This is a genomic window from Paraburkholderia elongata (genome assembly GCF_013177735.1).
Classification (GTDB): Bacteria; Pseudomonadota; Gammaproteobacteria; order Burkholderiales; family Burkholderiaceae; genus Paraburkholderia; species Paraburkholderia elongata.
The window spans coordinates 1-24,171 of sequence record NZ_WOEZ01000297.1; the positions used below are offsets into that span (position 1 = coordinate 1).

Here is a 24,171-nt window from a genome sequence, read left to right on the forward strand (position 1 = left end):
GAACCAGCACCGAACTTCCAACCACCCGGCACCGCTTCGTTCTGCGTCGCTGCATCAGCAGCAGAGAAACGAGATTATGAAGAACTTTCGCTACGCCGTCAACAGGTTTTTCTAACTTTCTCAACCCGTTCACTTCGCTGAAAGCCTTGCCACTGCTGGCTCTCCCGCCTCCCGCGCCCCGGTGTCCGAGGCACGAAAGAGCGAGATTCTAGCGAGCCGAACGGCCCCTTGCAAGCGGTATCTGGAATTTATTTCAAGGCGTCTTTTCTATGCGCCCCGGTTCATCGGCAACCGGCACTTCCACGTCGGACGCCAGAGCTTGCGCCGCCGGGGCGCCGATCGTCCAATCGTGCAGCACCGTATAGGCAACCGCCAGCAACGTTGGGCCGATGAAAACACCAAGGAAGCCGAAAGCAAACGCTCCGCCCAGGATACCCAGCATCACCAGGATCAGCGGCATGTCACTACTCTTGCCGATCAGGATCGGCTTGATGACATTGTCAGACATGCTGACGACCAACACGCCCCACACAACAAGAAAGATTGCCCAACCCGTTGCGCCGCCGTGATACAGCCAGATCGCCGCGGGCAACCAGACGACAACCGGGCCGCCCGGTATAACTGACAGGAAGAACGTCGCCAGCCCAAGCAGCGCCGGCGCCGGGACGCCCGCAATCCAGCAACCGAAGCCGGCAAGAATGCCTTGCACAAGCGCGGTGCCGAGAATTCCGTAGACCACGCCCTTCACCGTGCTGCCCGCCAGCGTCAGCAAGTAATCGGCGCGTTCGCCGGCGATACGCCGCATGCCCGCTCTCAGCCAGGCCGCCGCGCCCTCCCCTCCGGTATAAAAGAAGAACGCGAGCACGATACTCAGCGCCAACAATCCCAGACCGTGCGTAACGGCAATCGCAGCCGCCAGGATCCACTTGCCGGCCGGCGCCGCAAGCGCACGCATTTGTGCGATCAGTTCAGAGTTGCTACTCGTTACATTTGCCCAAAACGCCTCGATGTTCGAGCCAATCAGCGGGATTCGCCCCACCCACGGCGGCAAATCCGGCAAGCCAGCCTCGAAGAGCCTTTGTACCAATGCGACGATGTCGTGAACGTGCGCACCAAAAGCAAAGCCCGCGTAGACGAACGGGCCAAGAACCACAACCAGAATGATGAGCACGATCAACGTCGCGGCCAGCTTCCGCCGCCCCCCGACTGCCGCAGTGAGCCGCCGGTACAAGCCCCACGAGCTATAACTGAGGATGGCGCCCCACAGCAGCGCGGTCGTAAAAGGCGCAAGCACCAGCAGGGAGCCGCCCACCAATACGATCAACGCGAACACTGCGGCGAGACGCTCAATCAGTTGGTCCGATTTCACTATGAATCTCCTGTTGTGCCAGACCACAGCGACGAATAGACATACGCTTGCCAGGCGCCCACTGAAGGCAGTCAGTATAGAAGCGAGTCACGCCTCCGGGCATGTCTTATATCATCCGGCCAGGACGCCACGCAACGCATCTGACGGCGCTCGCAACGGGCTTATTTTTGATGTGGAAATGCCCCGATCCATCCGGCATAGTCAGCCAAATAATATGGCGGCATAGAAAAGACTAGAATATAAGGTTCTGTGCCCCCCAATTTCCGGATTTATGCGCTCGCGAATCGCCAAACGTCTCCCCCCCGATGCCGACAAGCTTGTCGGTCTTTCGCTCGCGCTTTTCGCGTCGGGCAGCCGCACCGAAGACCGCTTCTGGGAAGCGAAGCTCGATGCGTTGCTGGCCAAGATCGTCCGCAACGCCAACCAGACAACGCTGGACGCCGCGCTCGACCATCTGCAGCAGAATCATCCTGATGCTTACGGTGCACTCGCCGACATGGCGGAAACGCACAGCGAGTCGTTCATCGTCGAACATGAAGGCGCTCCTTATGAAGCGTTGCTGATTGCCGCGCCGGTGCTGGCCTGGACTCGCTACATGATTCCTTCCGGTCCGCTCAAAGCGGACGCGGCCGACGCCCTGCGCGCACATCTGCAGGCGCACGTGCTCGCGGCCAATACGCGTGTCGCCATGGTGCCGTTCCTTTACAGCATCGACCAACTGCCGCGTCACCACGTCGAAACCTGGCGTATTGCCCAGCAACTTGCTCAAGCAGCGATGGCTGGCGGCAACGTCAAACTCAATTTTGGCGAACTGCCGGAAACTTCGCCAATCCTCGCCGACCCGCGCTTTCTGCTGGCTGTGGTCGCGGCGCCGGTGGGCGAGCCGGCGTTTCGCTGGCAGGAAGAAGAGAACGGCAGCCGGATCGAGCGCGGCCAATGCCTCGAACAATGGGCAACGCAAGGGGGCGCCAATCTGTCGTTGGTGCTGCCCGGATGTGAATTCGAATGTCTGCTGCCGGATGCCTATTATTCAGCCTGCCGCGACGCCGACGAAAGCGTGCGCCCTCACACGGTACGTACCGCCGTGCGTTATCTGTTCGACACAATCGGCGCGGCACCACAGGAGTTGCGCGCGGTTGTCGCGGGCTTCGGCGAGCGCCGCATCGACGAATACCGCGTCGGCTTCACGCGCCGGGGCAGCAATGATGTGATCTACGGCGTCGTCTGGCCACTTTACGGCCGCGAGAACGGCGAGCCTGGCATCGATGAAGAACCGCAAGAGACCGCTGCGTCGGACGATCCTCTCGAAGAAATCGTCGCATTGCTCAAGGAAACCGGTGTGACAGACGTGCGCCGCCACGCGGGCCGCTTCGAGCCAGAATATTGCGATGACTGTGGTGTCCCGCTCTATGCGGACCCGCTCGGCGAAATCGTCCACGCCGAAATGCCGGAGGACGCGGAGCCCGCGCAACCGCATTTCCACTGACCCACCGGTGCCGGCGTCATTGCGCCGCACCGTTGCCATCAGGAAGCCCCGCCGCGCGCGGGGCTTTTTTTATGTCATTCCTCCTATGCCTTTTGGACAGGCGGTCAAAACGAAGGGAATTTGTCATCATAGTGCCGGTGGTGCATCGTAATGCGCCCGGCACCCTCGCCGGCCCGCACGCATCGCGCCACCTCGCCCGATTCATCTGGAGACATGGCATGCGATTCTCAATACTCAACTCAGACGCGGAACGACGCGATGGACTCAAAGCACTGCTGCGGCAAATCGACCGGCTGGCGCGCTTTAACGAAGCACAGGATTGGCGTCAGGTTGAGCGTACGCTCAAGCGCCTGCGGCCCGACCTGCTCGTGATCGATTGGCAGGACTGGATGTCGGTTGACGATACCCGTCATCTGCTCAGCCATTACCCTGACCTGCGCATTGCAGTGCTGACCGACGAGGTCTCTCCAACCGTCGTACGGGACCTCATGGACGAAGGTGTACTCGGCGTGGTTCCGCGCGAAACCGACCCGTGCCTGATCGTGCGCGCTTTCGAGATGGTTCTGCTGGGTGGTCACTATGTGCCGCCGGGCGCGTTGGCGCTCAATCCTCCGTTACCGCCGGATGCCGCCATCCGGCTGTTCGATGAAAAGAATCCGCCACCGCGCCGGACCAAACTCTCCAACGGCCTATCGCCCCGCCAGGAGCAAATCATGCGCTGCGTCCACATGGGCAGCACCAACAAGATGATCGCGCGCACGCTCGGCATTAGTGAAGGCACCGTCAAGATCCACCTGACCAGCATATTTCAACAACTCGGAGCGCCTAATCGTGCCGCCGCGGTCGCGCTCTATAACGGCTGGCTGTCGGCTCATTTGCAAGTACTGCGCAACGATGACGGAGGTCCTTCTCGTCCGGTAATGGGGCAAGCCGGCGTGGTGCCATTGCGGCGCCGCATACTGCGGCGCTTCCAGTATCCGTTGCCCGCGAACGACACGGGCGACACGCTGCCAATGGCGGCCGAACCGAGCACGCCATACGGCGATGCGCCCGCCGGGCCGACAACGGAACAGGTCACGCAAGGTTCGGCGTAACGTCAGCCGGCGCTCGCGCCAGAATCGGAACGCGCCCTTTCTGGCAGCGTTCGCGCCGGCTGGCATGGAATCCGCTCACACCTTTTCTCGTCCAACGAGTAATATGAGATACATGGGTTTCCTCTACACACCGCTTCCGTTCTGGGTCGCTGTCGGTGGCTGGATCGCCACTGCGATAGTGGTCGCGCTCGCGCTGTGGAAAAATCCTTTCAAACGACTTCAGGACGGCACACTCCAGCATGTCTGGCTCGCGATCATCGTCGCGGTGTCGGTGCTGTGGGCGAGCAACGCGTGGCTCGACGACGGCACTGTCATGCATCTGCTCGGCGCCACGCTGGTCGTCACATTATTCGATTGGGCGCTCGCGCTGATCGCCATGGCGATAGTCACGGGTCTTGCCGCCGTCGTCTTCGACGCCCCCTGGCAGGGCATCGCGCTGACTTTCCTCGTGTTCGGAGCGCTGCCTGTCGGCATCTCGACCTTGATCCAGCGCGCCAGCATCGCCTGGCTGCCGCGTAACCTCTTCATGTTTATCTTCGGCCAGGGTTTTGTCTCACCCGCCATTGCCGTATCGCTCACGGCGGCCGCGGCACTCGGCGTTCACATCGCGCTCGCCGACGGCTCGATGACCGTGGTGCCGGCCGGCTACGCGTTCAGTGTGCTTCTGCTAGCTACCGGCGAGGCCTGGTTCACGGGCATGTCGACGGCATTGATCGCGGTCTACCGCCCGGCGTGGGTTACCACTTATGATGTGCGTCGATATCGATTGGGCGGCCCACGCACCTGACACGGGCGCGGCATCGAGCACGTATCTGCAGCAATCGGCCATCTCGGCACATAAAGCGCCTGAGTCCATGCACCACGACAGGACAAAATATTTGTGTCAGGATTGAACTCATCCCTCTCGCCGGGCATCTTACGTGCCTCATGTCTCATTAGCGTCTAACGAACTAGATGGATCGCACCAACGTACCGCGCCGATTGCTGCAGTTGGTCGGCGGGTTAGCAACATTTGCAGCGGGTCTCTCGCTCCTTTGCGCTGCTCCCGCATACGCCGATCAACTCGAACAGCACAACGATCTCGTCAACAAATTTGTCAATGACATGCATGCAGACCCGCTAGTCGCGGACTGCGCTGCTCATGGCAATTTTGTTGCAAGCACATCAACCGCCTTCGACCATGTCGAATTTCCACCCAGCTCCTTCGATAGCGCACATGCGTCGGTCACGCCCTGGAACGATTCGTTCGACGAGGGCAAGCAGCGCGTCAAGGTGGACAACATCGTTACCGTCGAGGGCCTCGGTATCCGCCAGAGCGGCAGCGGAGATCCAGCCGATCTCAAATTCCGCTGCGGCTACGTGGGCAATCAGATGCTGGCGTTCAGTTGGAACGATCCGGTGCCGCCAGCCCGCGCGCATAGCTCCGGCTCTACGGGATCGCGGGCGTCCTCGGGCAAGCATAAGAGTGTGAAGGGCAACCACTCTGCTAGTGGCAAAACTACGAAGAAAGCGACCGGAAAGTCCTCGAAGGCAAGCTCGGGGAAATCTTCGCGAGTAGCTTCCAGCAAGTCTTCGGGCAAATCGACCGCCAAGAAGTCCACGGCGAAAAAGACTCAATAACGAACATGACCCGCGGCCGTTTCAACTGACTCACGCTGCGGGTCGTGCTGGCACCCTCCAAAGAAACGGGGCACACACTTCCAAAGTGTGTGCCCCGTTTTTTGTACGGCATCCGGTCAGGCGAATGTCTCCACATGCCGCAAAATCGCCTGCAGCATGGCGGCGCCCAGCGACGCGCTACGCTCCCCGTTCCAACCCACCCTCTCGTCAGGCAGATTGGCGTTGTCCTTGAACGGCATCTCCAAGGTCAACGACAGACAGCCGAATTCGTTACCGATGTACTTTGAAGCCAGCTTGAGCGCGTCCTCACGATACTTGCTCGCTGCGTAGCCGTACTTATCCTGAAAATCCGGACTCGCATGCTTGAATGCTTCGATGAACGCTTTCTGCTCCTCTGCCTGCCGCTCCGTGAAACCCGGCAGCATTTCGGAGCCAGCCACGAACACGTACGGCAGCGCCTCGTCGCCGTGGATATCGAAAAAGAGGTCACAACCGATCGCGCGAATTGCGTCACGCACCACCAGCACCTCAGGACTGCGCGCGGCGTCCGGCTCCATCCATTCGCGGTTCAGGTTCGCGCCCGTCGCGTTGGTGCGCAGATTGCCGTGCACGCTGCCATCCGGATTCATATTCGGCACGATGTAGAACACCGCGTGATCGTAGAGCTTGCGCGCTACCGGATCGCCCGCCCAATCGCCCCAACCCGCGAGACGCTTGACGAGACCTTCGATAAACCATTCCGCCATCGTCTCGCCAGGATGCTGGCGCGCGATCAGCCAGATTTTCTTCTTGGGCGTATCGCCGGTTTGCAGCGTGCCAAGCGTCAGCAGAGACATCGGCCGGCCTTCGACGGTCTTGCCCAACTCCGTAAGCGTGGCCTGCGGCATCTGCTGGACCGCGCCGAGAAACTCCGAGTGACGTTCCTCGCTATACGGTTCGAAATACGCGTAATAAATGCTGTCGAAATCCGGCGTGTGGTCGATCGTCATCACACGGCCGTCGTAGGAAGTCGGCACACGAAACCAGTTCACCCGGTCATAGCTTGCCACTGCCTGATAGTCGCGCCAGCCTTCGGCGAAAGCGCACGCTGCGGCATTTTCAAAGGTCATCACGCAGCGCTCGCCGGCCGCGCCGGACAAACGGAAGTAAAACCACTGCGCGAACTCGGCGTGACTGTCGGGCCGCACGCGCAGACGGATGTTGCCGGCGTCTTCGCAGGCCAGCACTTCGATCGCGCCCGCATCGAAGTTGCTCGTAATCGATAACGTCATGATGTTCTTCCCTGCTTGTGCGCGCCGCGATCGCTTAGTCAGCGATACGGCGGCGGAATACGTAAGTGGAATCGTTCGAGGCCTCGGCATTGAACGCGTAGCCTTCGGAGTCGAAGTCCTTCAACTGCTCGGGCTTGTCGAGACGGTTTTCGACCGCGTAGCGCGCCATCAGACCCCGCGCGCGCTTTGCGTGGAAACTGATGATCTTGTAGCGGCCGCCCTTCCAGTCTTCAAACACCGGTGTGACGATCGGCGCTTCGAGCAGCTTGGGCTTGACTGACTTGAAATACTCACCGGAAGCGCAGTTGACCAGCACGCGCGAGGCGGCAGCGCGCTTCTTCAGTTGCACGTTCAAAGCCTGCGTGATCCGTTCGCCCCAGAACGCGTACAGATCCTTGCCGCGCGTGTTGGCAAAGCGCGTGCCCATTTCGAGGCGATACGGTTGCAGCAGATCGAGCGGGCGCAGCAATCCGTACAGGCCGGAAAGCACTCGCACGTGATTCTGCGCGTAATCCAGATCTGCCGACGACAACGTCCTGGCGTTGAAGCCTTCGTACACATCACCGTTGAACGCGAGCATGGCCTGCTTGGCGTTGTGCGTGCCGAAACTGGGCGACCATTCCGCGTAACGCTGGAAATTGAGGTGTGCAAGCTGATCGGAAATGCTCATCAGCGAGCCGATCTGCTGCGGCGACAAAAGGCGCAATCCACCGATCAATTCGGCTGCATCGTCGACGAAATTGGGGATCGTGTGCTTTTTGACATGCGGAGGGGTTTCGTAGTCGAGCGATTTCGCCGGCGACAGAACGATTATCATAGAGGCCTTGCAGGCACGCCGTGCCTGGCGGTCAAAGACGAAAGCCAGATTGTAACGAATGCCCGGTTCCCACGCCTCACACGGCGCTTTGCGCGTCGTCCTCGATTCCAATGTCTGGATCGATATTCTCGTGTTCGACGATCCGCACACGCGGCCGATCCGCGCCGCGCTCGAAAGTGGCGCGCTGGCCGCGCTGATCGACGCGCGCTGCCTCGCCGAACTCACCTACGTGCTCGACTACCCGCAATTCGTGCATCGCAATGTCGACAAGGCGGCGGCGCTTGCCGTCGTGGCACGCCTGGCTCAGCTGGTCGAACCCGCTGCACCCGCGGAAGATGCGAGGCCGTTGCCCAAATGCAAAGACCGCGACGACCAGAAATTCCTCGAACTCGCGCACGCCGCGCGGGCGGACTGGCTGGTGTCGAAAGACCGCGCGGTGTTGAAACTCGCCAAGCGGATTGCGCGTGACTTCGGCTTCCAGATTGCGCAGCCGGCGCCGTTTGTCGGCTCCTGTATGACAGACGGGCCAGCGCCCGTATGACCCCTGGCCGAATGGCCAACGTCGGGCCGACCGCGCGCACATAGCGCCGCGATTCCCTACAATCGGGCTTCGTCCTTTTGAACGACGCCCCCTGTCAATTCGCCAACTCACTCGACCACGCTCCGGACAGCGCCATGAATGCACCGCACGACACGCCCATGAGTCCCTCGTTTCCGTCTCGCCTGCCGGACGTCGGCACGACGATTTTTACCGTGATGAGCGCGCTCGCCACCGAGAAAGGTGCGGTGAACCTCGGCCAGGGCTTTCCCGACTTCGGCTGCGATCCCCGCATTGTCGACGCGGTCGCGAACGCGATGCGTGACGGCCACAACCAATACCCGCCGATGGCCGGCGCCGCGCCGCTGCGTCAGGCGATTTCGGACAAGCTCGCGAACCTGTACGGCCGCCGCTACGACGCCACCAGCGAGATCACCGTGACGGCAGGCGCCACGCAGGCGCTGCTGACGGCAATTCTCTGCACTGTGCATCCGGGCGACGAAGTGATCGTGGTCGAGCCGACCTACGACAGCTATCTGCCGTCGATCGAGCTGGCCGGCGGCAAACCGGTATTCGTCACGCTCGACGCGCCCGACTACGCGATCCCGTTCGACAAGCTCGCCGCCGCAATCACGCCGAAAACGCGGCTCCTGCTGATCAACACGCCGCACAATCCGACCGGCACGGTCTGGCGTGCGGAAGACATGCGCAAGCTCGAAGAAATCGTGCGCGGCACCAATGTGCTGATTTTGTCGGACGAAGTGTACGAGCACGTGGTGTACGACGGCGCGCCGCACGAAAGCGTTGCGCGCTATCCGGAACTGGCGCAGCGCAGTTTCGTGGTGTCGAGCTTCGGCAAGACCTATCACGTCACCGGCTGGAAAGTCGGCTACGTAGCCGCACCCGCCGCGCTCACCGCTGAATTTCGCAAAGTGCACCAGTTCAACGTGTTCACGGTCAACACGCCGATGCAGGTCGGCCTCGCGGAATATATGAAGGATCCGGCACCGTATTTGGATCTGCCCGCGTTTTATCAGAAGAAACGCGACTTCTTCCGCGCCGGCCTCGCGAATTCACGCTTCAAGCTGCTGCCTTGCACGGGCACATACTTTCAGTGCGTCGACTATTCGGCGATCAGCGATCTGCCCGAAGCCGAATTCGCCCAATGGCTGACCGGCGAGATCGGTGTCGCGGCGATTCCGGTATCGGCGTTCTATCACGAGGCGCATGAATCGGGCGTGGTGCGCTTCTGCTTTGCCAAGCAGGAAGCCACACTCGCCACCGCGCTCGACCGGCTGGCGCGGCTCTAGGGCGCCCCGCGCGATGCTGCGAACGAACCCACGTTCCTCGCCATCGCGCGCAGCGGCCCGCGTGTGCGTTGCACGCCCGGGCTCATTTCACCTGCAACACCGTCACGCCTCAGGCCGGACGCGAAGCTGCGATATGCGCCTTGCGATCTTCTGTCACGCGCTGCGCGGCCGGCCGGGCGTTGATCGCCTTCACATAGCTTTTCCAGTCCACGCCGGCGTCGAGCAGGAAATCGCGGCCATAGATAGTCTGCGTCGCCATGCCGACCAGCGGCAAGCTCACATAACCTGCTGCGTCGGCGACACTGAAACGCTCGCCGCGCAAATACGGCCCGAATTTCGCAATCCGCTTGAAGCCGACGATGTGATGCGCGAGCAGCTTCTCGACGCGCCCCTTGGTCGCGTCAGTCACGGTGCCGCCGAAGAACGCTTCCTTGTAGAGATTGCGCGCGGTCAGTTCGAGATGCACATCCACGAACGTGATCAACTCGCGCTCCTTGGCTGCTTCCCACGGATCAGTGGAGAAAATCGCCTTGTCGGGAAACCGCGCGGCCAGATATTCGACGATGCTTTGCGATTCGCACAGATCGCCGCGTTCGGTCTGGATATAGGGCACCTTGCCGAGCGGAGAATGCTCGAGCATCGTCTCTTCCTGGCTCGGCAGCACGAACACCTCCTCGAACGGAATGCCGTGTTCGAGAAGCACGAACTTCACCTTGTTGTAATAGTTAGAAAGCGCGAAACCGCACAGCTTGATCATCGGGTGTCTCCTTCCTTCGGGTTGTTTGAGGCCGCTCGTCAAAATCAAAGCAGCGGTCTTCGATCAATCATCCAGTAAATTGCACGATCGTGCTATTCTAAAATAACCATGGAGTCGAGCATCACAATGACCTCTCGCAATTTCAGCATCGAGACTATCGGCATTGTCGGAACCGGTGCAATGGGCCGTGGCATTGCCCAGATTGCCGCGCTGGCGGGCCTCACCGTGCGTCTTTACGACACGAATCCCGCCGCGATCGGCGCCGCGCGCGACTACCTTGCCGAGACTTTCGCCAAATTGACCGCCAAAGGCAAGCTCGACCAGGCCCGCTCGCTCGCCGCGCTGGCAAACGTGAGCGGCGCGCAGGTCATCGGCGATCTGGCCGATTGCGACCTGGTCGTCGAGGCGATCGTCGAAAAGCTCGATGTGAAGCAGGCCCTCTTTCGCGAGCTCGAAACGGTGGTGAGCGGCCGTTGCGTGCTGGCGTCTAACACCTCATCGTTGTCGATTACCGCAATTGCAGCGGGCTGCACGAATCCGTCACGGGTGGCCGGTTATCACTTCTTCAATCCGGTTCCGTTGATGAAGGTCGTCGAAGTGATCGACGGCCTGCGCAGCGATCCCGCCACTGGCGACGCGTTGATGGATCTCACGCGCCGCATGGGCCACACGCCAGTGCGTGCGAAAGACATGCCCGGCTTCATTGTCAATCACGCCGGCCGCGGCATGAATACCGAGGGCCTGCGCGTAGCGGGCGAAGGCGTTGCGAGCTTCGCCGACATCGACCGCATCATGCGCGAGCAGGCAGGCTTTCGCCTCGGGCCATTCGAACTGCTCGACCTGACTGCGCTCGACGTATCGCATCCGGTGATGGAATCGATCTATCACCAGTTCTATGAAGAGCCGCGCTTCACGCCCTCGCCGATCACCGGCACGCGGCTCGCGGGCGGACTGATCGGCCGCAAAACGGGCGAAGGCTTTTACCGCTATGAAGACGGCAAGCAGCAAGTGCCCGCAGAAGCGCCCGCGCCGACTGAACTGCCGCAAAGCGTGTGGGTCAGCAAGCGCTATCCGCAAGCGCATGACGCCGTCGTGCAACTCATCGCCAAATCAGGCGTAAAGCTCGACGAAGGCGCCACGCCCGCAGCGGACTCGCTGATCGTCGTGACACCCTTCGGTCATGACGCGACCACCGCCGCCGTCGACGAAGCACTCGATGCAACTCGCGTTGTCGCTATCGATGCCCTATTCCCGCTGGCCGCCGCGCAGCGCCGCACGCTGATGACGACACCCGCCACCAGCCGCACCGCACGCGAGACCGCCCACGCACTATTTGCCGCCGACGGCGTTCCCGTCACCGTGATCCGCGACTCGACCGGCTTCGTCGCGCAACGCGTCGTGGCGACCATCGTCAACATCGGCTGCGACATCGCGCAAAAACAGATCGCGACACCGGACGATATCGACCTCGCCGTGACACTAGGCCTCGGCTACCCGCGCGGGCCGCTCACACTCGGCGATGCACTCGGCGCGAAAACGATCCTCACCATCTTGCGCAATATCTTCAGCGTGCTCGGCGATCCGCGCTATCGCCCGTCGCCCTGGCTTGCACGGCGCGCGCAACTTGCCCTGTCGCTGACGCAACGCGACGCTGCCGACATTCAAACGGAGACCCAACAATGAGCGCCGAACTGCTGACCTCGCGCCCGACCGAAAGCGAATCGACGCTGGTCCTCACGCTGTCGAACCCCGGCGCACGCAACGCCCTGCATCCGGACATGTATGCCGCGGGCATCGAAGCGCTCGAGTCGGTCGAGCGCGATCCTTCCATACGCGCCGTCGTGATCACCGGCGCGGACAATTTCTTTTGTGCTGGCGGCAATCTGAACCGCTTGCTGGAAAACCGCGCGAAAGATCCGTCGGTGCAGGCGGAGAGCATCGATCTGCTCGGCGAATGGATTTCGGCGCTGCGATTATCGTCGAAGCCGATAATCGCCGCCGTTGACGGAGCCGCCGCCGGTGCAGGGTTTTCGCTAGCGCTCGCGTGCGATCTGATCGTCGCCGCGGAAGACGCCAAATTCGTGATGTCGTATGCGCGCGTCGGTCTCACGCCTGATGGCGGCGGGTCGTGGTTTCTTGCGCAAGCCTTGCCACGCCAGCTGGCGACCGAAGTGCTGATCGAAGGCAAACCGATCGGCGCGACGCGTCTGCACGATCTCGGCGTCGTCAACAAACTGGCGAAGACCGGCGCCGTGCGTGACACCGCCGTCGCCTGGGCCGACGAGCTCGGCAAGATTTCGCCGAATTCGGTCGCGCGCATCAAGGGGCTCATCGGCGCGGCCGGTGCACAGCCGCTCGCTGAACATCTGGTTGCCGAACGCGACAGCTTTGTCGCCTCACTGCATCATCGCGACGGTCTCGAAGGGATTTCCGCGTTCCTCGAAAAACGCGCTCCGGTCTACAAGTGAACATCAGTGAACGAAGAGACGATGCCTGACTATCAACTCCCCAAGCGCCGGCGCATCTTCCTGATGCGTCACGGCGACGTGACCTACTTCGACGACTCCGGCCGCGCGATCGACCCTGAAACCGTGCCGTTGAACGCGAACGGCCGCGAGCAGGCAAGCGCGGCAGGCCGCGTGTTCGCCGAGCAGCAGGTCCGGTTCGATCGGGTGATCGTGAGCGGTTTGCCGCGCACAGTCGAAACCGCGCAACGTGTGCTGGCCGAGACCGGTCAGCGGATCGACCTCGACATCGAGCCTGCATGGCAGGAAATTCGCGGCGGCAAGCTCAGCAACATTCCGCCGCAGGATATCGAAGCGGCATTTCTCGGCGTGTTCGACGGCATCGTGCCGGAAAGCACACGCTTTCTCGATGGCGAAACCATCGGCGCGTTGTTCGACCGCGTGTTGCCCGCAGTGGCGGCATTGCGCGAGGACACGTCATGGGACACCGTGCTGCTGGTGCTGCACGGCGGAGTGAATCGCGCAATTCTGTCGCATGCGCTCACCGCCGGCGGCCGTACTTTTTTCGGCCATCTGGCGCAGGCCACCGGTTGCATCAACGCGCTCGACGTCGGTGCCGCACCGCGCGACTGGGTGCTGCGCGCGATCAACTATTCCCCGCCGTCGCCGCTCTATCGCGACGTTCGCAATACCACCATGGAAATGCTCTACGCACAATTCATTCAATACAAGCGTAGCTGAACCCGAACTGGAGGAGACATATGGTACAAGCCACACAGACCGGCGAACCAGAACACAAACCCGATTACTCGGCCTTCGAGGGCACGCGTCCGGTCAACGAGCGACAACGCTTCGACAGCGACGCGCTCGCCGCGTGGCTAGCCCAGCATGTCGACGGATTTGCCGGTCCGCTCACGTTGGAGCAATTCGCCGGCGGCCAATCGAATCCCACCTTCAAACTGGTCACGCCGTCGCGCTCGTATGTGATGCGCGCCAAGCCCGGGCCGGCTGCGAAGTTACTGCCCTCAGCGCACGCCGTCGAACGCGAATACCGCGTGATGCATGCGCTTGCCGACACCGACGTGCCGGTCGCGAATATGCTCGCCTTGTGCGAAGACGAAAGCGTGATCGGCCGGGCGTTCTATGTGATGGAGTTCGTTGAAGGCCGCGTGCTGTGGGACCAGTCCTTGCCCGGCATGACGCCTGCGGAGCGCACAGCGATTTACGACGAAATGAATCGCGTGATCGCCGCGCTGCATAGCGTCGACGTCACAGCAATCGGTCTTGCCGATTACGGCAAACCGGGCAACTACTTCGCACGCCAGATCGGCCGCTGGAGCAAGCAGTACATCGCGTCCGAAACCGAACCGATCGACGCCATGCAGCGCCTGATCGAATGGCTGCCGCAGCATCTGCCGGCGGAAACGAGCGAGCGCGCCTCGGTCGTGCATGGCGACTACCGGCTCGACAATCTGATCTTCCATCCCACCGAGCCGCGCGTACTTGCCGTACTCGACTGGGAACTGTCAACGCTCGGGGACCCGCTCGCCGACTTCGCCTATCACTGCATGGCGTGGCACGTCGATCCGGCGCAATTTCGCGGCATTGCGGGCCTCGACTGGGCGGCCCTCGGCATTCCTGACGAAGCGCAGTACGTCGAGCGCTATTGCAAGCGCACGGGCTTCGAGATCCACGGCGACTGGAATTTCTATCTGGCGTACAACATGTTCCGCATCGCCGCAATCCTGCAAGGGATCATGAAACGCGTGGTCGACGGCACTGCGGCCAGCGCTCAGGCGCTCGACGCCGGCCGTCGCGCGAAGCCGATGGCCGAACTCGCCTGGCGCTACGCACAGAAGGTACGTTAAGCACATCGGCGCTCCATGTTGCGCTCTCGAACAAACGTCATTCGTCATCCGCGAGGTCATACATGAATTTCGATTACACCCCGAAGGTTCAGGCGTTGCGCGAGAAACTGCTCGCCTTCTTCGACGAGCACATCTATCCGAACGAGCAGGCGTTCTATGCCGAGATCGCGCGTAATCGTCAGAACGGCAACGCATGGCTGCCGACCGAACTGATCGAGCAACTGAAACAGAAAGCGCGCGACGCCGGCTTGTGGAACCTGTTCCTGCCCGAATCGGTACGCGGCGCCGGTCTGACGAATCTTGAATACGCGCCGCTGTGCGAAATCATGGGCCGTGTGCCTTGGGCGCCCGAAGTGTTCAACTGCAACGCGCCCGACACCGGCAACATGGAAACGATCGAGCGCTATGGCAGCGACGACAATAAGCGCGAGTGGCTCGAACCGCTGCTGCAAGGGCACATCCGCTCGGCATTTCTGATGACCGAGCCGGAAGTGGCGTCGTCGGACGCGACCAATATCCAGACGAGCATCGTGCGTGATGGCGACTCCTACGTAATCAACGGCCACAAGTGGTGGTCGTCCGGTGCGGGGGACCCGCGCTGCAAAATCTACATTGTGATGGGCAAGACCGACCCTGAGGCGCCACGCCATGCGCAGCAGTCGATGATTCTGGTCCCCGCCGATGCTGCCGGTATCACCGTGCACCGCCCTCTCACCGTATTCGGCTACGACGACGCGCCGCACGGCCACATGGAAATCACGCTCAAAAATGTGCGCGTACCGGCCACCAACATGCTGCTCGGCGAAGGACGCGGCTTCGAAATCGCTCAAGGGCGCCTCGGACCGGGACGCATCCACCACTGCATGCGTTTGATCGGCCTCGCCGAGCGCGCGCTCGAACTCATGGCGAAACGCTCCATGCAACGCGTCGCTTTCGGTAAGCCGGTTGCCGCGCAAGGCGTCACACAGGAGCGCATGGCCGAAGCGCGTTGCATGATCGAACAAGCGCGTCTACTGACGCTGAAGACCGCGTACATGATGGACACGGTCGGCAACAAGGGCGCACGCGGCGAGATCGCCATGATCAAGGTGGTCGCGCCGAATATGGCATGCCAGGTGATCGACTGGGCGATCCAGGCGCACGGCGGTGGCGGCGTCAGCGACGATTTTCCGTTGGCGTATGCGTATGCATCCGCACGGACGTTACGCTTCGCCGATGGTCCCGACGAAGTGCACCGCAACGCGATCGCAAAGCTCGAACTGGCGCGCTATATGGATGCGGGTGCCGCGGCTCGCGTGGAGACGCTAATTACCCGGGTTTGAGCGTTTGATCGCTTGAAAGGGCGTTCGAGGTTAGCTTCACGGCGGCTGATTGCGCCGCGAAGTCGAGACCTGGCTCATGGTGGCACGGCCAGCAGCATCGCTCGATCTGTGCTCTAATTTTTGTCAATTGCGGCGCCCTTTGCGGCGCCGCTTTCACGAAACCAAGGAGTCAGGATGATCGACGTCTATAGCTGGGCAACCCCGAACGGCCATAAGGTTCACATCATGCTCGAGGAAACGGGCCTCGAGTACACGGTGCATGGCGTCGATATCGGCGCGGGCGATCAGTTCAAACCCGAATTCCTTGCCATCAGCCCGAACAACAAGATTCCCGCGATCGTCGATTCGGAAGGTCCTAAAGACGCCGACGGCAAGCCGTTCGCACTGTTCGAATCGGGCGCGATTCTGATTTACCTCGCGGAGAAAACCGGCAAGTTTCTGCCGACTGATCCGGCCGCACGCTATGCGACGCTGCAATGGCTGATGTTCCAGATGGGCGGCCTCGGCCCGATGTTTGGGCAAACACATCATTTCCGCGTTTATGCGCCGGAGCCGATCGAATATGCGATCAACCGTTACACGAACGAAACACGGCGTCTGTATGGCGTGATGGACACGCAGCTCGGCAAGACGCGGTACCTGGCCGGCAATGACTACACGATCGCTGACATCGCCGCATTTCCGTGGACACGCTCGTGGCAAAACCAGGGTGTCGAACTGGATACGTTTCCGCATGTGAAGCGGTGGCACGAAGAAATTGCCGCACGTCCGGCCGTGGTACGCGGCGTCGACGTGCTGGCGTCGGCCCGCAAGCCACTCATGGACGACAAGGCCAAAGAGATGCTGTTCGGTGCGACGCAGTACGCCAAGCACTAGTCGTGCCGCCGATCCGTGGCATCGGCGCTCGTTCGCATTGACCGTGACAGCATTCGCAGCATTGCCATCCGCAGAAGCGTCGACATAAAAAAGCGCGAGACGGCATCGCTGCCACTCGCGCTTTTTTGCCAACCGGCTGGCAATGGACGGTTAGAAGTAATGCCGCGTGATGAACCCCGCGACACATACCGGCCGCTCACTGCCCTGCCGCTCCAGCGTCACATTCCACTCAACCTGCACGCCGGCGTTGTCAACGTCGGTGACGGATCCCACCGCAAACCGTGCGCGCAGTTGCGAGCCGACCAGCACCGGCGACGTGAACCGCACGCGATTCAATCCGTAATTGACACCCATGCGCTGCTCGAGCGCCACCGTCTTGCCGAGCAACGCCGGAATCAACGACAGCGTCATGAACCCGTGCGCGACCGGACCACCGAACGGCGACTCACGCCGCGCCCGCTCGGGGTCGACGTGAATCCATTGACGATCGTCGGTGGCTTCGGCAAAACGATCGACGCTCGCCTGATCGACTGTCAGCCAGTCGCTCACGAGCGGTTCAGCGCCAACCAGCGCACGCAACGCCGCTGCATCGCCAAACGTTGCGACAGGTACTGCGCTGCTGCCCGTCATGACGCGGCTCCCGGATTGCGCAGTCCGAACAATCCCTTGGAGCGCACAGTGATCACCGTTTCGCCATGCTGGTTGATGCCTTCCCACTGCGTCGAAACGATGCCGCGATCCGGCTTACTCTCCGAAACGCGCTTGTCGAGTACAGCGTTCATCATCGTGATCGTGTCACCGACGCGAACCGGCTTCAACCAGCGGATCTCGTCGATTCCGGGCGAGCCCATCGACGTGGAACCCGCGATCGCGTTGCGCACGAGCATGCCCATCATGACCGAACAGGTGTGCCAGCCGCTTGCAACCAATCCGCGAAACGGCGACTCTGCGGCTGCAGCTTCGTCCAGGTGAAAAGGTTGCGGATCGAACTTCTCCGCGAACTCGACGATCTCTTCACGCGTGAACGTATGCTTGCCGATTTCGGTAGTCGTGCCGACTACCATGTCCTCGAAACTCAGATCCATCGTGACACCTCCTATCGGATTCGAGCGGTTGATCAGGCTTCGGCGGTGACAAAACCGGGCAGCGCGGCGAACCGCGCGAGATGGTGATCAACATCGCCCAATGTGGTTTCGATGATAGCAAGACGTTTGAACAGATGCGCCGCCGCGACTTCGTTCGTGACGCCCATGCCACCGTGCAATTGGACCGCCTGCTGACCAACGAAATGGGCGGCCTGACCGACCCGCGCCTTCGCTGCGGAGACCGCACGGCGACGTTCGTCGGCGTCTGCGCTCGTGTAACGCACGGCCGCAAGATAAGTGACCGAACGCGCCTGCTCGGCGTGAATCAACATCTCGACCATGCGATGCTGTAACGCCTGAAAACGCGCGATCGGCTGACCGAACTGCTGGCGCGTTTTGGTGTACTCGACCGTTGCATGGTTCAGCGCGTCGAGCGCGCCGACCGCTTCCGCACAGAGCAATACCGTACCGTAATCTGCGATGTGCTCGAGCGCCGCGGCACCTGCGTGTTTGCCGGTGAGCTGGCGTGCAGGCGTGCCATCGAACTTGAGTGTCGCGGCGCGCTGGCCATCGATTGTGCGGTAGTCGGTGACTTTGACGCCGGCCGCATCGCGGGCAACAACAAAGAGCGCGATCTCGCCATTCAGCCGAGCCGGCACGATCCAGTAATCTGCTTGTGCGCCGTGCAACACAACCGATTTTGTACCGGTCAACGTCAGCTGATCGCCCTGGCCGTTCACCGCTGTCTCGACCTCGAACAGATCGTAGCGCGCATGCGGCTCGTGAAATGCCACTGCGAGCTTGATCTCGCCCTGGGCCGCGCGTTCGAGCAGCGATGCGTCTTCGCCCTGCCCGGTGCCCGCCAGCCGTAGTGCTTCGACACCCACCGCGGTCGCCCAATACGGCTCGACCACCAAAGCACGGCCGAGCTCCTGCATGACCACCAGCATGTCGATCGGGCTGCCATTGAAACCACCCTGGGCTTCCGGCACCGGCAACGCAGTCAGACCCAGTTCGGTAAAAGCTGCCCAGTGAGCATCCGACACGCCGGTTTCCGATCGCACGATCGCCTGGCGCGCTTCGAAGCCGTAGCTCTTGTCCAGATAGCGGCGCAGCGCGTCAGCAAATTGCTGTTGTTCGTCGTTGAAAGTGAAGTCCATGCGCCGCTCCTCAAAGTCCCAGAATCATCTGCGCGATGATGTTCTTTTGAATTTCGTTCGAGCCGCCGTAAATCGACGTCTTGCGGAAGTTGAAGTAGTACGCGGCAAGCGGCGCGGCGTCATCGTCACCGGCGAGGCTATGTTCGCGTTCGCCTTCGAGGAATGGCACGTCGAACGGTGCGGCAAGCGGTCCAATTGCTTCGAACATCAGTTCGGTCAGCGCCTGCTGCACTTCCGTGCCCTTGATCTTGAGCATCGAGGCCTCCGGCCCCGGCCCACGTCCGCCCGTTTCATTGGCGACCACGCGTTGCACGGTAACTTCGAGCGCCATCAGTTCGATCTCGAGGCTCGCGACTTTCGCGGCGAACACCGGATCTTGCAGCAACGGCTTGCCGTTCTTCTTCTGATCCAGCGCGAGGCGCTTCAGGAATACGAGTTCGCGCTTCGATTGCCCGACGCGTGCAATACCGGTGCGCTCGTGCCCGAGCAGGTACTTCGCATAGGTCCAGCCACGATTCTCTTCGCCGACCAGATTGTCGACTGGCACCTTCACGTCTTCGAAAAAGACTTCGTTGACTTCGTGATCTTCGTCGAGCGTGATGATCGGGCGCACGGTAATACCGGGCGTTTTCATGTCGATCAGCAGGAACGAGATACCCTCCTGCTTTTTCGCGCCGCTGTCGGTGCGCACGAGGCAGAACATCATGTCGGCATACTGGCCCAGCGTGGTCCAGGTTTTCTGACCATTGACCACATAGTGATCGCCAACGCGCTCAGCACGCGTGCGCAGTGAGGCCAGGTCGGACCCGGAGCCCGGTTCGGAGTAGCCCTGACACCACCAGTCCGTACCGTCGAGAATGCGTGGCAAATAGTGGCGCTTCTGCGCCTCATTGCCGTACTTCATCAGCACGGGCGCTACCATCGCGACGCCGAACGGCAGCACGGACGGCGCGCCGACACGCGCACACTCTTCGTCCCAGATATGCCGCTGAGTAGCGTCCCAGCCTGGGCCGCCGTATTCTTTCGGCCACGCGACGACCGACCAGCCGCGCGTGCCGAGCAGCTTGTGCCAGCTTGCGAAGTCTTCGCGGTTCAAACGCTTGTGGTTGAGTACTTTGTCGCTCAGCTCGCGAGGCAGATTCGCTTCGAGCCAAGCGCGGATGTCGGCGCGGAACGCGTTGTCAGCGGGGGAATAATCCAGATTCATGCGTAGTGTCTCCTGGCCGCAACCGCCCGCTGCCAGTGAGCCACTGCACTATTGCAGCGGTTCCTTCAAGGCAGCCGGGACCGGCAGCGGCATCACTTCGATGCCTTCTTCGACCAAGGCTTTCGCGTCTTCCGGTGTCGTGACACCGCGAATATTGCGTGCGGGCGCTTCATTGTAGTGAATGCGCCGTGCTTCCTCAGCGAAGCGGTCGCCCACGTTCTCAGTCTTTTCCAGTACCTCGCGCAATGCGCGCATCACACGCGCCTGCATGTCCCCCGCGTCTGCAGGGACTTTCGTGTCAGTCGCTCCCGATAGATTCAGTCGGGGGGCCGACGGCAAGCGGTGCACTTCGTTCGCTCCGCAGATCGGACATTCGACGAGCTTGCGGGACTGCTGCGACTCGAAGTCATCAGCCGAAGCAAACCAGCCTTCGAACCGATGGCCATGCGGACACTGTAAATCGAGGACCTTCATGTGGAATCAGGGCTTGCGTGCCAGTTTAGCGCAAAATGGAAATTTGTGAACGGTCGTTCGTAAATTTTTACGGACGGCGCGTTGACGCCAGGCGTCGCCGACAAATCGAACGCGGTGGGCGATTTTAACGCTTTGCGCAACGGGCTGCCGAAGGTGAATCAACTGACGAACGGCACACTGAAAACCCGTAGATGAAAAGGCGCGCTGATCGTAGGGCGCTCATAGATTCGCGCGCTGGCAGCCGCGCACCCGCCGCACACCTTTTAAGCCACAAGAAATTCGAGTCGGCGATTAAGCCGCGGCTCAAGTTGAAGCGCTTCCTTGGCGAGGTTGATCTGCTTGGCCGATTTCGCGACATCGAATACGTCCGCCTTGATGTCGTACCCGCCACGCGCGGTCAGCCAGCCAAGGATGTCCGACAGATGCCATACCGATGCACTGCCCTCGTGAACCGGCGGCGGAAAGTCGATTGCGTGGCTCAACATCAGCTTACGCATGTTTTGCCGTGACACGCCCGCGACCTCTGCGACATCCGTGAGGCCGACGAAATCCGGCGCCGCCTCGACAAGGCGCGCGGACGGCACTGCCTGTTTGATATCTTTGAGTGCGCTGACAAGCGCTTCGAACGCCGACGCGCCTTCGCGAGCAAAAAACAGCGCAATGCGCCCCGGTTGCCCCACGCCGACAGTAGCGTCGTCGCATCCGGCTTCGCCCAGGCGCTCGACGATCTCGTCAAGATCGCAATCTTCCGCAGCGAGCCGGTACTTCAAGGTGAACACATATTCCATAAGCTACTCCTGCCTTCATTCAGCCTCGGGTTTTTGCCCTTCGAACACTTTTACTGCTGACGCGTCGTGCAGTTGTCGACGATACGCCTGAGGTGCTTTGCATGATTGCCGGGATTCTTCGGCGTACTCCACACACTTGATATGCAAAATTCGCCGCAACGACATTCCGCGTCGTTGTAGGGACAGTACATCTTTCCCCAAGCGTGACCTTTGCCACCACCCTGGACACGCCAGCCGTTTGTTTCCGCGTAAGCCAGCGCGGCCTCAACCTCTTTCTTGGAATGGATTCCACGAACCATCTATACCCTCCAATTTAGTGCGTGCGCGCATGGTTGTCAAGTGACAACCATGCGCGCACGCAACCGTAATCGAATCCATCTCACACCCTTCGTTATCCCAATTAAGTGCGATAACAAACCCGTTGCCAGACGTCGATACTAGAGCGGCAACTGCCATGAGGCGAGACTGTCGGATGGCATAGGGCAAGAACCCGTTTTTCAGACACGGATGTAACGCATTGAGTCAATATCGTGCCCACAATGACAAAGCCCCTGCCGGTCATAGACCCCTGCCCCTTACTTAGCGTGTTGATGGAAGGGGCCTGATTCACTATGATGCCCCACAGGTCAAGGACTTGTGGGGCATTGCTATGTCTGAAAAAATTTCTGGCGAGGAGCCTGCTGAAACTGGCTCACAGCCTCCATCACCGCCCCGCATCCCCGAAGAGGTGGCCGGGATTCAGGTGAACCATTGCAAGTCTCCTCAATGCCCGAATTTTGGACACCCTGCGTTGCCAATACGGCCATATCGGCGAAAAGGCACACCTGCATCGCCCGGGGATTACACAATGAATGCCGCGATGGGCGGCTTACCGCAAATCAAATGCGCATTTTGCGGTGAAAAATCACCCCTCAGGAGTAATCTCGCAATATCAGAGGAATATAACCGCCTGAGTTCCCATCTGGTCAAGCCTGCGATTGAGGGTTCGTGCAAGAACGAAAACTGTTCGATGTTCGGAATTCCAGTATCGAAGGCTGGAGGCCGATATGTTTCGTTTGGAAAGACATCAGCTGGGACTCCTCGATACCGTTGTCAGTCTTGCAAAAAAACTTTTATAGGAAAACAGAAGGCGATTATTCGGCAGCGACGCTCCGAGAAAAATAGGGACGTGTTCACGCTCATTACCAATCGAGTTCCGATTTCTCGCATAGTCGAGGCGACGACCTTGTCGGTGAAGGCTGTCTACGACAAACTCGAATTTATTCATAAACAATGCCGTTTGTTTGTGGGAAGTCGCGAATCTCAAATGCTGGAGCCCGCATTTGTCTTGCCGAAAATGTATGTTTCGGTGGACCGCCAGTACTACGCAGTTAATTGGTATGACCATGCGGACCGACGCGAGATACAGCTTAATGCAATCGCGACCGCTGATTTAAAAAGCGGCTATGTATTCGGCATGCATTTGAACTTCGATGGCTCCGTAATTTCGGACGTTATTGAGAAAGAGGCAGCTGCGGCAGGCGACTCCAGTCTCTCCCCGCCATTTCGTCGTTTTGCTCGGCTATGGGTGAAGCGAGACTACGATGAGGCGCTGACGGACGCCCAGAAGCGCGTGGTGGCGTCGATTATGGCGCCACCAGTCAATCTCAATAATGCCCTCCGACATCAGATTGCAGCAGAATACGTCGACGCGGATGCACGAGCCGATATCGAAGAATCTGATTTTAAGGATAATAAGGTCCAGTTACCGAAGCAGGGAATGCAAGTGCGGGAAACCTACACGATGTACGCGCATTTTCGTTTTTTGGCACGGCTTCTGCAAAACGCCCCCAAGGTTCGCGTTTTTATGGACCAAGATTCAGGGTTTCGTGCTGCCTTTATGGCTGCCTATGCCGGAAGAATTAAGGCGCGTACTGCTGATGGCTTTTTTGTGAAAATGAAAAAAGATGCCTCGGCTTGGGAGAAGAAGAATGCTTCGGCCAATGCGAAACGGGATTTGATTGAATTTATGGCCAAACATCGAATCACCGACGAATATTCGGCGAAGGTCGAAATGATGAAGTTAAACGTAAAGGCTGCTGTTAAGCTTGGCCGGTGGAGCGATAGCTGGGTAACCCATCCCTTACCGTCTGCTGCTGAACCGGGAAAGGAGATTAGCTGGCAAACTAACCTAGGTGACTACGATGAAAATCATGAGGCACGTTTGCTGTTGAAGGCGTCACTTCATGCTGTCGACCGATTTTTCATGATTACGCGTCGTCGGCTCACGAAGGAGGAAAGGCCGGTTATGAGTGTGCGCCGTAAGCGCGCCATGTGGTACGGATATGCCGCATATAATCCCGCCATGCTGGCTAAGGAGCTTGAGGTTTGTCGGGTGTATTACAACTTCTGCGTGAAAGGGAAAGACAAGAAAACGCCGGCGATGCGGTTGGGTTTGGCGACGCGACCGGTGGACCCGCAGGAAATTCTCTACTTTTCTTAAACAAAAGCGCCGTTTTGTATAAAAAAGGCAGGGGATTTCGGCCCCTGTCTTCGAATTAGCCCGACTTTCGCTATTCGCGCCTGAAAGCCACCGTTTTTCGCCATTTCCTGACCCGACCGCAGTCGTAAGTCCTTGATTTGTTGTGTGGTGGTGCGCGGGGGACGGCGAAAATCGCTTGTAGT

Annotated in this window: 25 protein-coding genes; 13 read left to right on the forward strand and 12 right to left on the reverse strand. The window is 60.3% G+C overall.

Annotated features, from left to right (window positions below; translation table 11 throughout):
- Nucleotides 1-253 precede the first annotated feature (253 nt).
- Nucleotides 254-1,369 carry an AI-2E family transporter gene (locus GNZ13_RS47985; protein WP_172178212.1) on the reverse strand — a complete coding sequence of 372 codons (1,116 nt, stop codon included), beginning with the start codon at nt 1,367-1,369 and terminating at the stop codon, nt 254-256.
- A gap of 271 nt (nt 1,370-1,640) precedes the next feature.
- Between GNZ13_RS47985 and GNZ13_RS47990 the strand changes: the two genes are divergently transcribed.
- The 4 genes from GNZ13_RS47990 (at nt 1,641) to GNZ13_RS48005 (ending at nt 5,569) form a co-directional block, all read left to right on the forward strand.
- On the forward strand, nt 1,641-2,855 hold the full coding sequence (locus GNZ13_RS47990; RefSeq protein ID WP_172178214.1) for a DUF2863 family protein: 1,215 nt from the start codon (nt 1,641-1,643) through the stop codon (nt 2,853-2,855).
- 218 nt (nt 2,856-3,073) lie between these two features.
- Nucleotides 3,074-3,949 (forward strand): response regulator transcription factor, encoded by an 876-nt coding sequence (locus tag GNZ13_RS47995; RefSeq protein WP_172178216.1) that lies wholly within the window; start codon nt 3,074-3,076, stop codon nt 3,947-3,949.
- 112 nt (nt 3,950-4,061) lie between these two features.
- Nucleotides 4,062-4,736 carry an energy-coupling factor ABC transporter permease gene (locus GNZ13_RS48000; protein ID WP_172178257.1) on the forward strand — a complete coding sequence of 225 codons (675 nt, stop codon included), beginning with the start codon at nt 4,062-4,064 and terminating at the stop codon, nt 4,734-4,736.
- 167 nt (nt 4,737-4,903) lie between these two features.
- Nucleotides 4,904-5,569, forward strand: a complete 666-nt coding sequence (locus GNZ13_RS48005; protein WP_172178218.1) for a BspC domain-containing protein — start codon at nt 4,904-4,906, stop codon at nt 5,567-5,569.
- A 116-nt stretch (nt 5,570-5,685) separates the two neighbouring features.
- On the opposite strand, the gene GNZ13_RS48010 is transcribed toward GNZ13_RS48005, so the two are convergent.
- Entirely contained in the window at nt 5,686-6,840 is a 1,155-nt protein-coding gene (locus GNZ13_RS48010) for a M14 family metallopeptidase (protein WP_172178220.1), read from the reverse strand.
- Nucleotides 6,841-6,874: 34 nt separating this feature from the next.
- Complete coding sequence (yaaA, locus tag GNZ13_RS48015) at nt 6,875-7,657, reverse strand: peroxide stress protein YaaA (protein WP_172178222.1); 783 nt, start codon at nt 7,655-7,657, stop codon at nt 6,875-6,877.
- Nucleotides 7,658-7,715: 58 nt separating this feature from the next.
- Between yaaA and GNZ13_RS48020 the strand changes: the two genes are divergently transcribed.
- The gene (locus GNZ13_RS48020) at nt 7,716-8,198 is read left to right on the forward strand and encodes a putative toxin-antitoxin system toxin component, PIN family (protein ID WP_172178224.1); all 483 of its coding nucleotides are present in this window, start codon (nt 7,716-7,718) and stop codon (nt 8,196-8,198) included.
- Between the two features lie 134 nt (nt 8,199-8,332).
- Entirely contained in the window at nt 8,333-9,505 is a 1,173-nt protein-coding gene (locus GNZ13_RS48025) for a pyridoxal phosphate-dependent aminotransferase (RefSeq protein WP_172178226.1), read from the forward strand.
- A gap of 109 nt (nt 9,506-9,614) precedes the next feature.
- Here GNZ13_RS48025 and GNZ13_RS48030 read toward each other — a convergent pair whose 3' ends face one another.
- Nucleotides 9,615-10,262 carry a glutathione S-transferase family protein gene (locus tag GNZ13_RS48030; RefSeq protein ID WP_172178228.1) on the reverse strand — a complete coding sequence of 216 codons (648 nt, stop codon included), beginning with the start codon at nt 10,260-10,262 and terminating at the stop codon, nt 9,615-9,617.
- A 126-nt stretch (nt 10,263-10,388) separates the two neighbouring features.
- Between GNZ13_RS48030 and GNZ13_RS48035 the strand changes: the two genes are divergently transcribed.
- The 6 genes from GNZ13_RS48035 to GNZ13_RS48060 all read left to right on the forward strand — a co-directional run bounded on the left by GNZ13_RS48035 (nt 10,389) and on the right by GNZ13_RS48060 (nt 16,793).
- Nucleotides 10,389-11,945: a 3-hydroxyacyl-CoA dehydrogenase gene (locus GNZ13_RS48035; protein ID WP_172178230.1), complete on the forward strand. Its 1,557-nt coding sequence runs from the start codon at nt 10,389-10,391 to the stop codon at nt 11,943-11,945.
- Entirely contained in the window at nt 11,942-12,730 is a 789-nt protein-coding gene (locus tag GNZ13_RS48040) for an oxepin-CoA hydrolase, alternative type (RefSeq protein WP_172178232.1), read from the forward strand. The genes GNZ13_RS48035 and GNZ13_RS48040 overlap by 4 nt, the downstream gene beginning before the upstream one ends.
- A 21-nt stretch (nt 12,731-12,751) precedes the next feature.
- A complete protein-coding gene (locus tag GNZ13_RS48045; protein ID WP_172178234.1) occupies nt 12,752-13,468 on the forward strand; it encodes a histidine phosphatase family protein in 717 nt (238 codons plus the stop codon).
- A 20-nt stretch (nt 13,469-13,488) separates the two neighbouring features.
- Nucleotides 13,489-14,595 carry a phosphotransferase gene (locus GNZ13_RS48050; protein WP_172178236.1) on the forward strand — a complete coding sequence of 369 codons (1,107 nt, stop codon included), beginning with the start codon at nt 13,489-13,491 and terminating at the stop codon, nt 14,593-14,595.
- A gap of 62 nt (nt 14,596-14,657) precedes the next feature.
- On the forward strand, nt 14,658-15,917 hold the full coding sequence (locus tag GNZ13_RS48055; RefSeq protein ID WP_172178238.1) for an acyl-CoA dehydrogenase family protein: 1,260 nt from the start codon (nt 14,658-14,660) through the stop codon (nt 15,915-15,917).
- 174 nt (nt 15,918-16,091) lie between these two features.
- Nucleotides 16,092-16,793, forward strand: a complete 702-nt coding sequence (locus GNZ13_RS48060; protein ID WP_172178240.1) for a glutathione binding-like protein — start codon at nt 16,092-16,094, stop codon at nt 16,791-16,793.
- Nucleotides 16,794-16,943: 150 nt separating this feature from the next.
- On the opposite strand, the gene GNZ13_RS48065 is transcribed toward GNZ13_RS48060, so the two are convergent.
- From GNZ13_RS48065 to GNZ13_RS53290, 7 genes are all read right to left on the reverse strand, one after another.
- A complete protein-coding gene (locus GNZ13_RS48065; protein ID WP_172178243.1) occupies nt 16,944-17,423 on the reverse strand; it encodes a MaoC family dehydratase in 480 nt (159 codons plus the stop codon).
- Complete coding sequence (locus GNZ13_RS48070; RefSeq protein WP_172178245.1) at nt 17,420-17,878, reverse strand: MaoC family dehydratase; 459 nt, start codon at nt 17,876-17,878, stop codon at nt 17,420-17,422. The genes GNZ13_RS48065 and GNZ13_RS48070 overlap by 4 nt, the downstream gene beginning before the upstream one ends.
- Nucleotides 17,879-17,910: 32 nt before the next feature.
- On the reverse strand, nt 17,911-19,038 hold the full coding sequence (locus tag GNZ13_RS48075; protein WP_172178247.1) for an acyl-CoA dehydrogenase family protein: 1,128 nt from the start codon (nt 19,036-19,038) through the stop codon (nt 17,911-17,913).
- A 10-nt stretch (nt 19,039-19,048) separates the two neighbouring features.
- The gene (locus GNZ13_RS48080; RefSeq protein WP_172178249.1) at nt 19,049-20,245 is read right to left on the reverse strand and encodes an acyl-CoA dehydrogenase family protein; all 1,197 of its coding nucleotides are present in this window, start codon (nt 20,243-20,245) and stop codon (nt 19,049-19,051) included.
- A 48-nt stretch (nt 20,246-20,293) separates the two neighbouring features.
- A complete protein-coding gene (locus GNZ13_RS48085; protein WP_172178251.1) occupies nt 20,294-20,719 on the reverse strand; it encodes a DUF1178 family protein in 426 nt (141 codons plus the stop codon).
- Nucleotides 20,720-20,982: 263 nt separating this feature from the next.
- Nucleotides 20,983-21,507 (reverse strand): helix-turn-helix transcriptional regulator, encoded by a 525-nt coding sequence (locus tag GNZ13_RS48090; RefSeq protein ID WP_172178253.1) that lies wholly within the window; start codon nt 21,505-21,507, stop codon nt 20,983-20,985.
- A gap of 50 nt (nt 21,508-21,557) precedes the next feature.
- The gene (locus GNZ13_RS53290; protein WP_236002522.1) at nt 21,558-21,806 is read right to left on the reverse strand and encodes a hypothetical protein; all 249 of its coding nucleotides are present in this window, start codon (nt 21,804-21,806) and stop codon (nt 21,558-21,560) included.
- Between the two features lie 350 nt (nt 21,807-22,156).
- Here GNZ13_RS53290 and GNZ13_RS48095 point away from each other — a divergent pair, with 350 nt between their 5' ends.
- Nucleotides 22,157-23,989 (forward strand): IS1 family transposase, encoded by a 1,833-nt coding sequence (locus tag GNZ13_RS48095; protein ID WP_172178255.1) that lies wholly within the window; start codon nt 22,157-22,159, stop codon nt 23,987-23,989.
- Here the strand turns inward: GNZ13_RS48095 and GNZ13_RS51855 are convergent.
- Nucleotides 23,986-24,171 (reverse strand): hypothetical protein (locus GNZ13_RS51855; protein WP_216675305.1); only part of this gene is annotated, 186 nt, incomplete at its 5' end. The two genes, GNZ13_RS48095 and GNZ13_RS51855, sit on opposite strands and share 4 nt — an antisense overlap.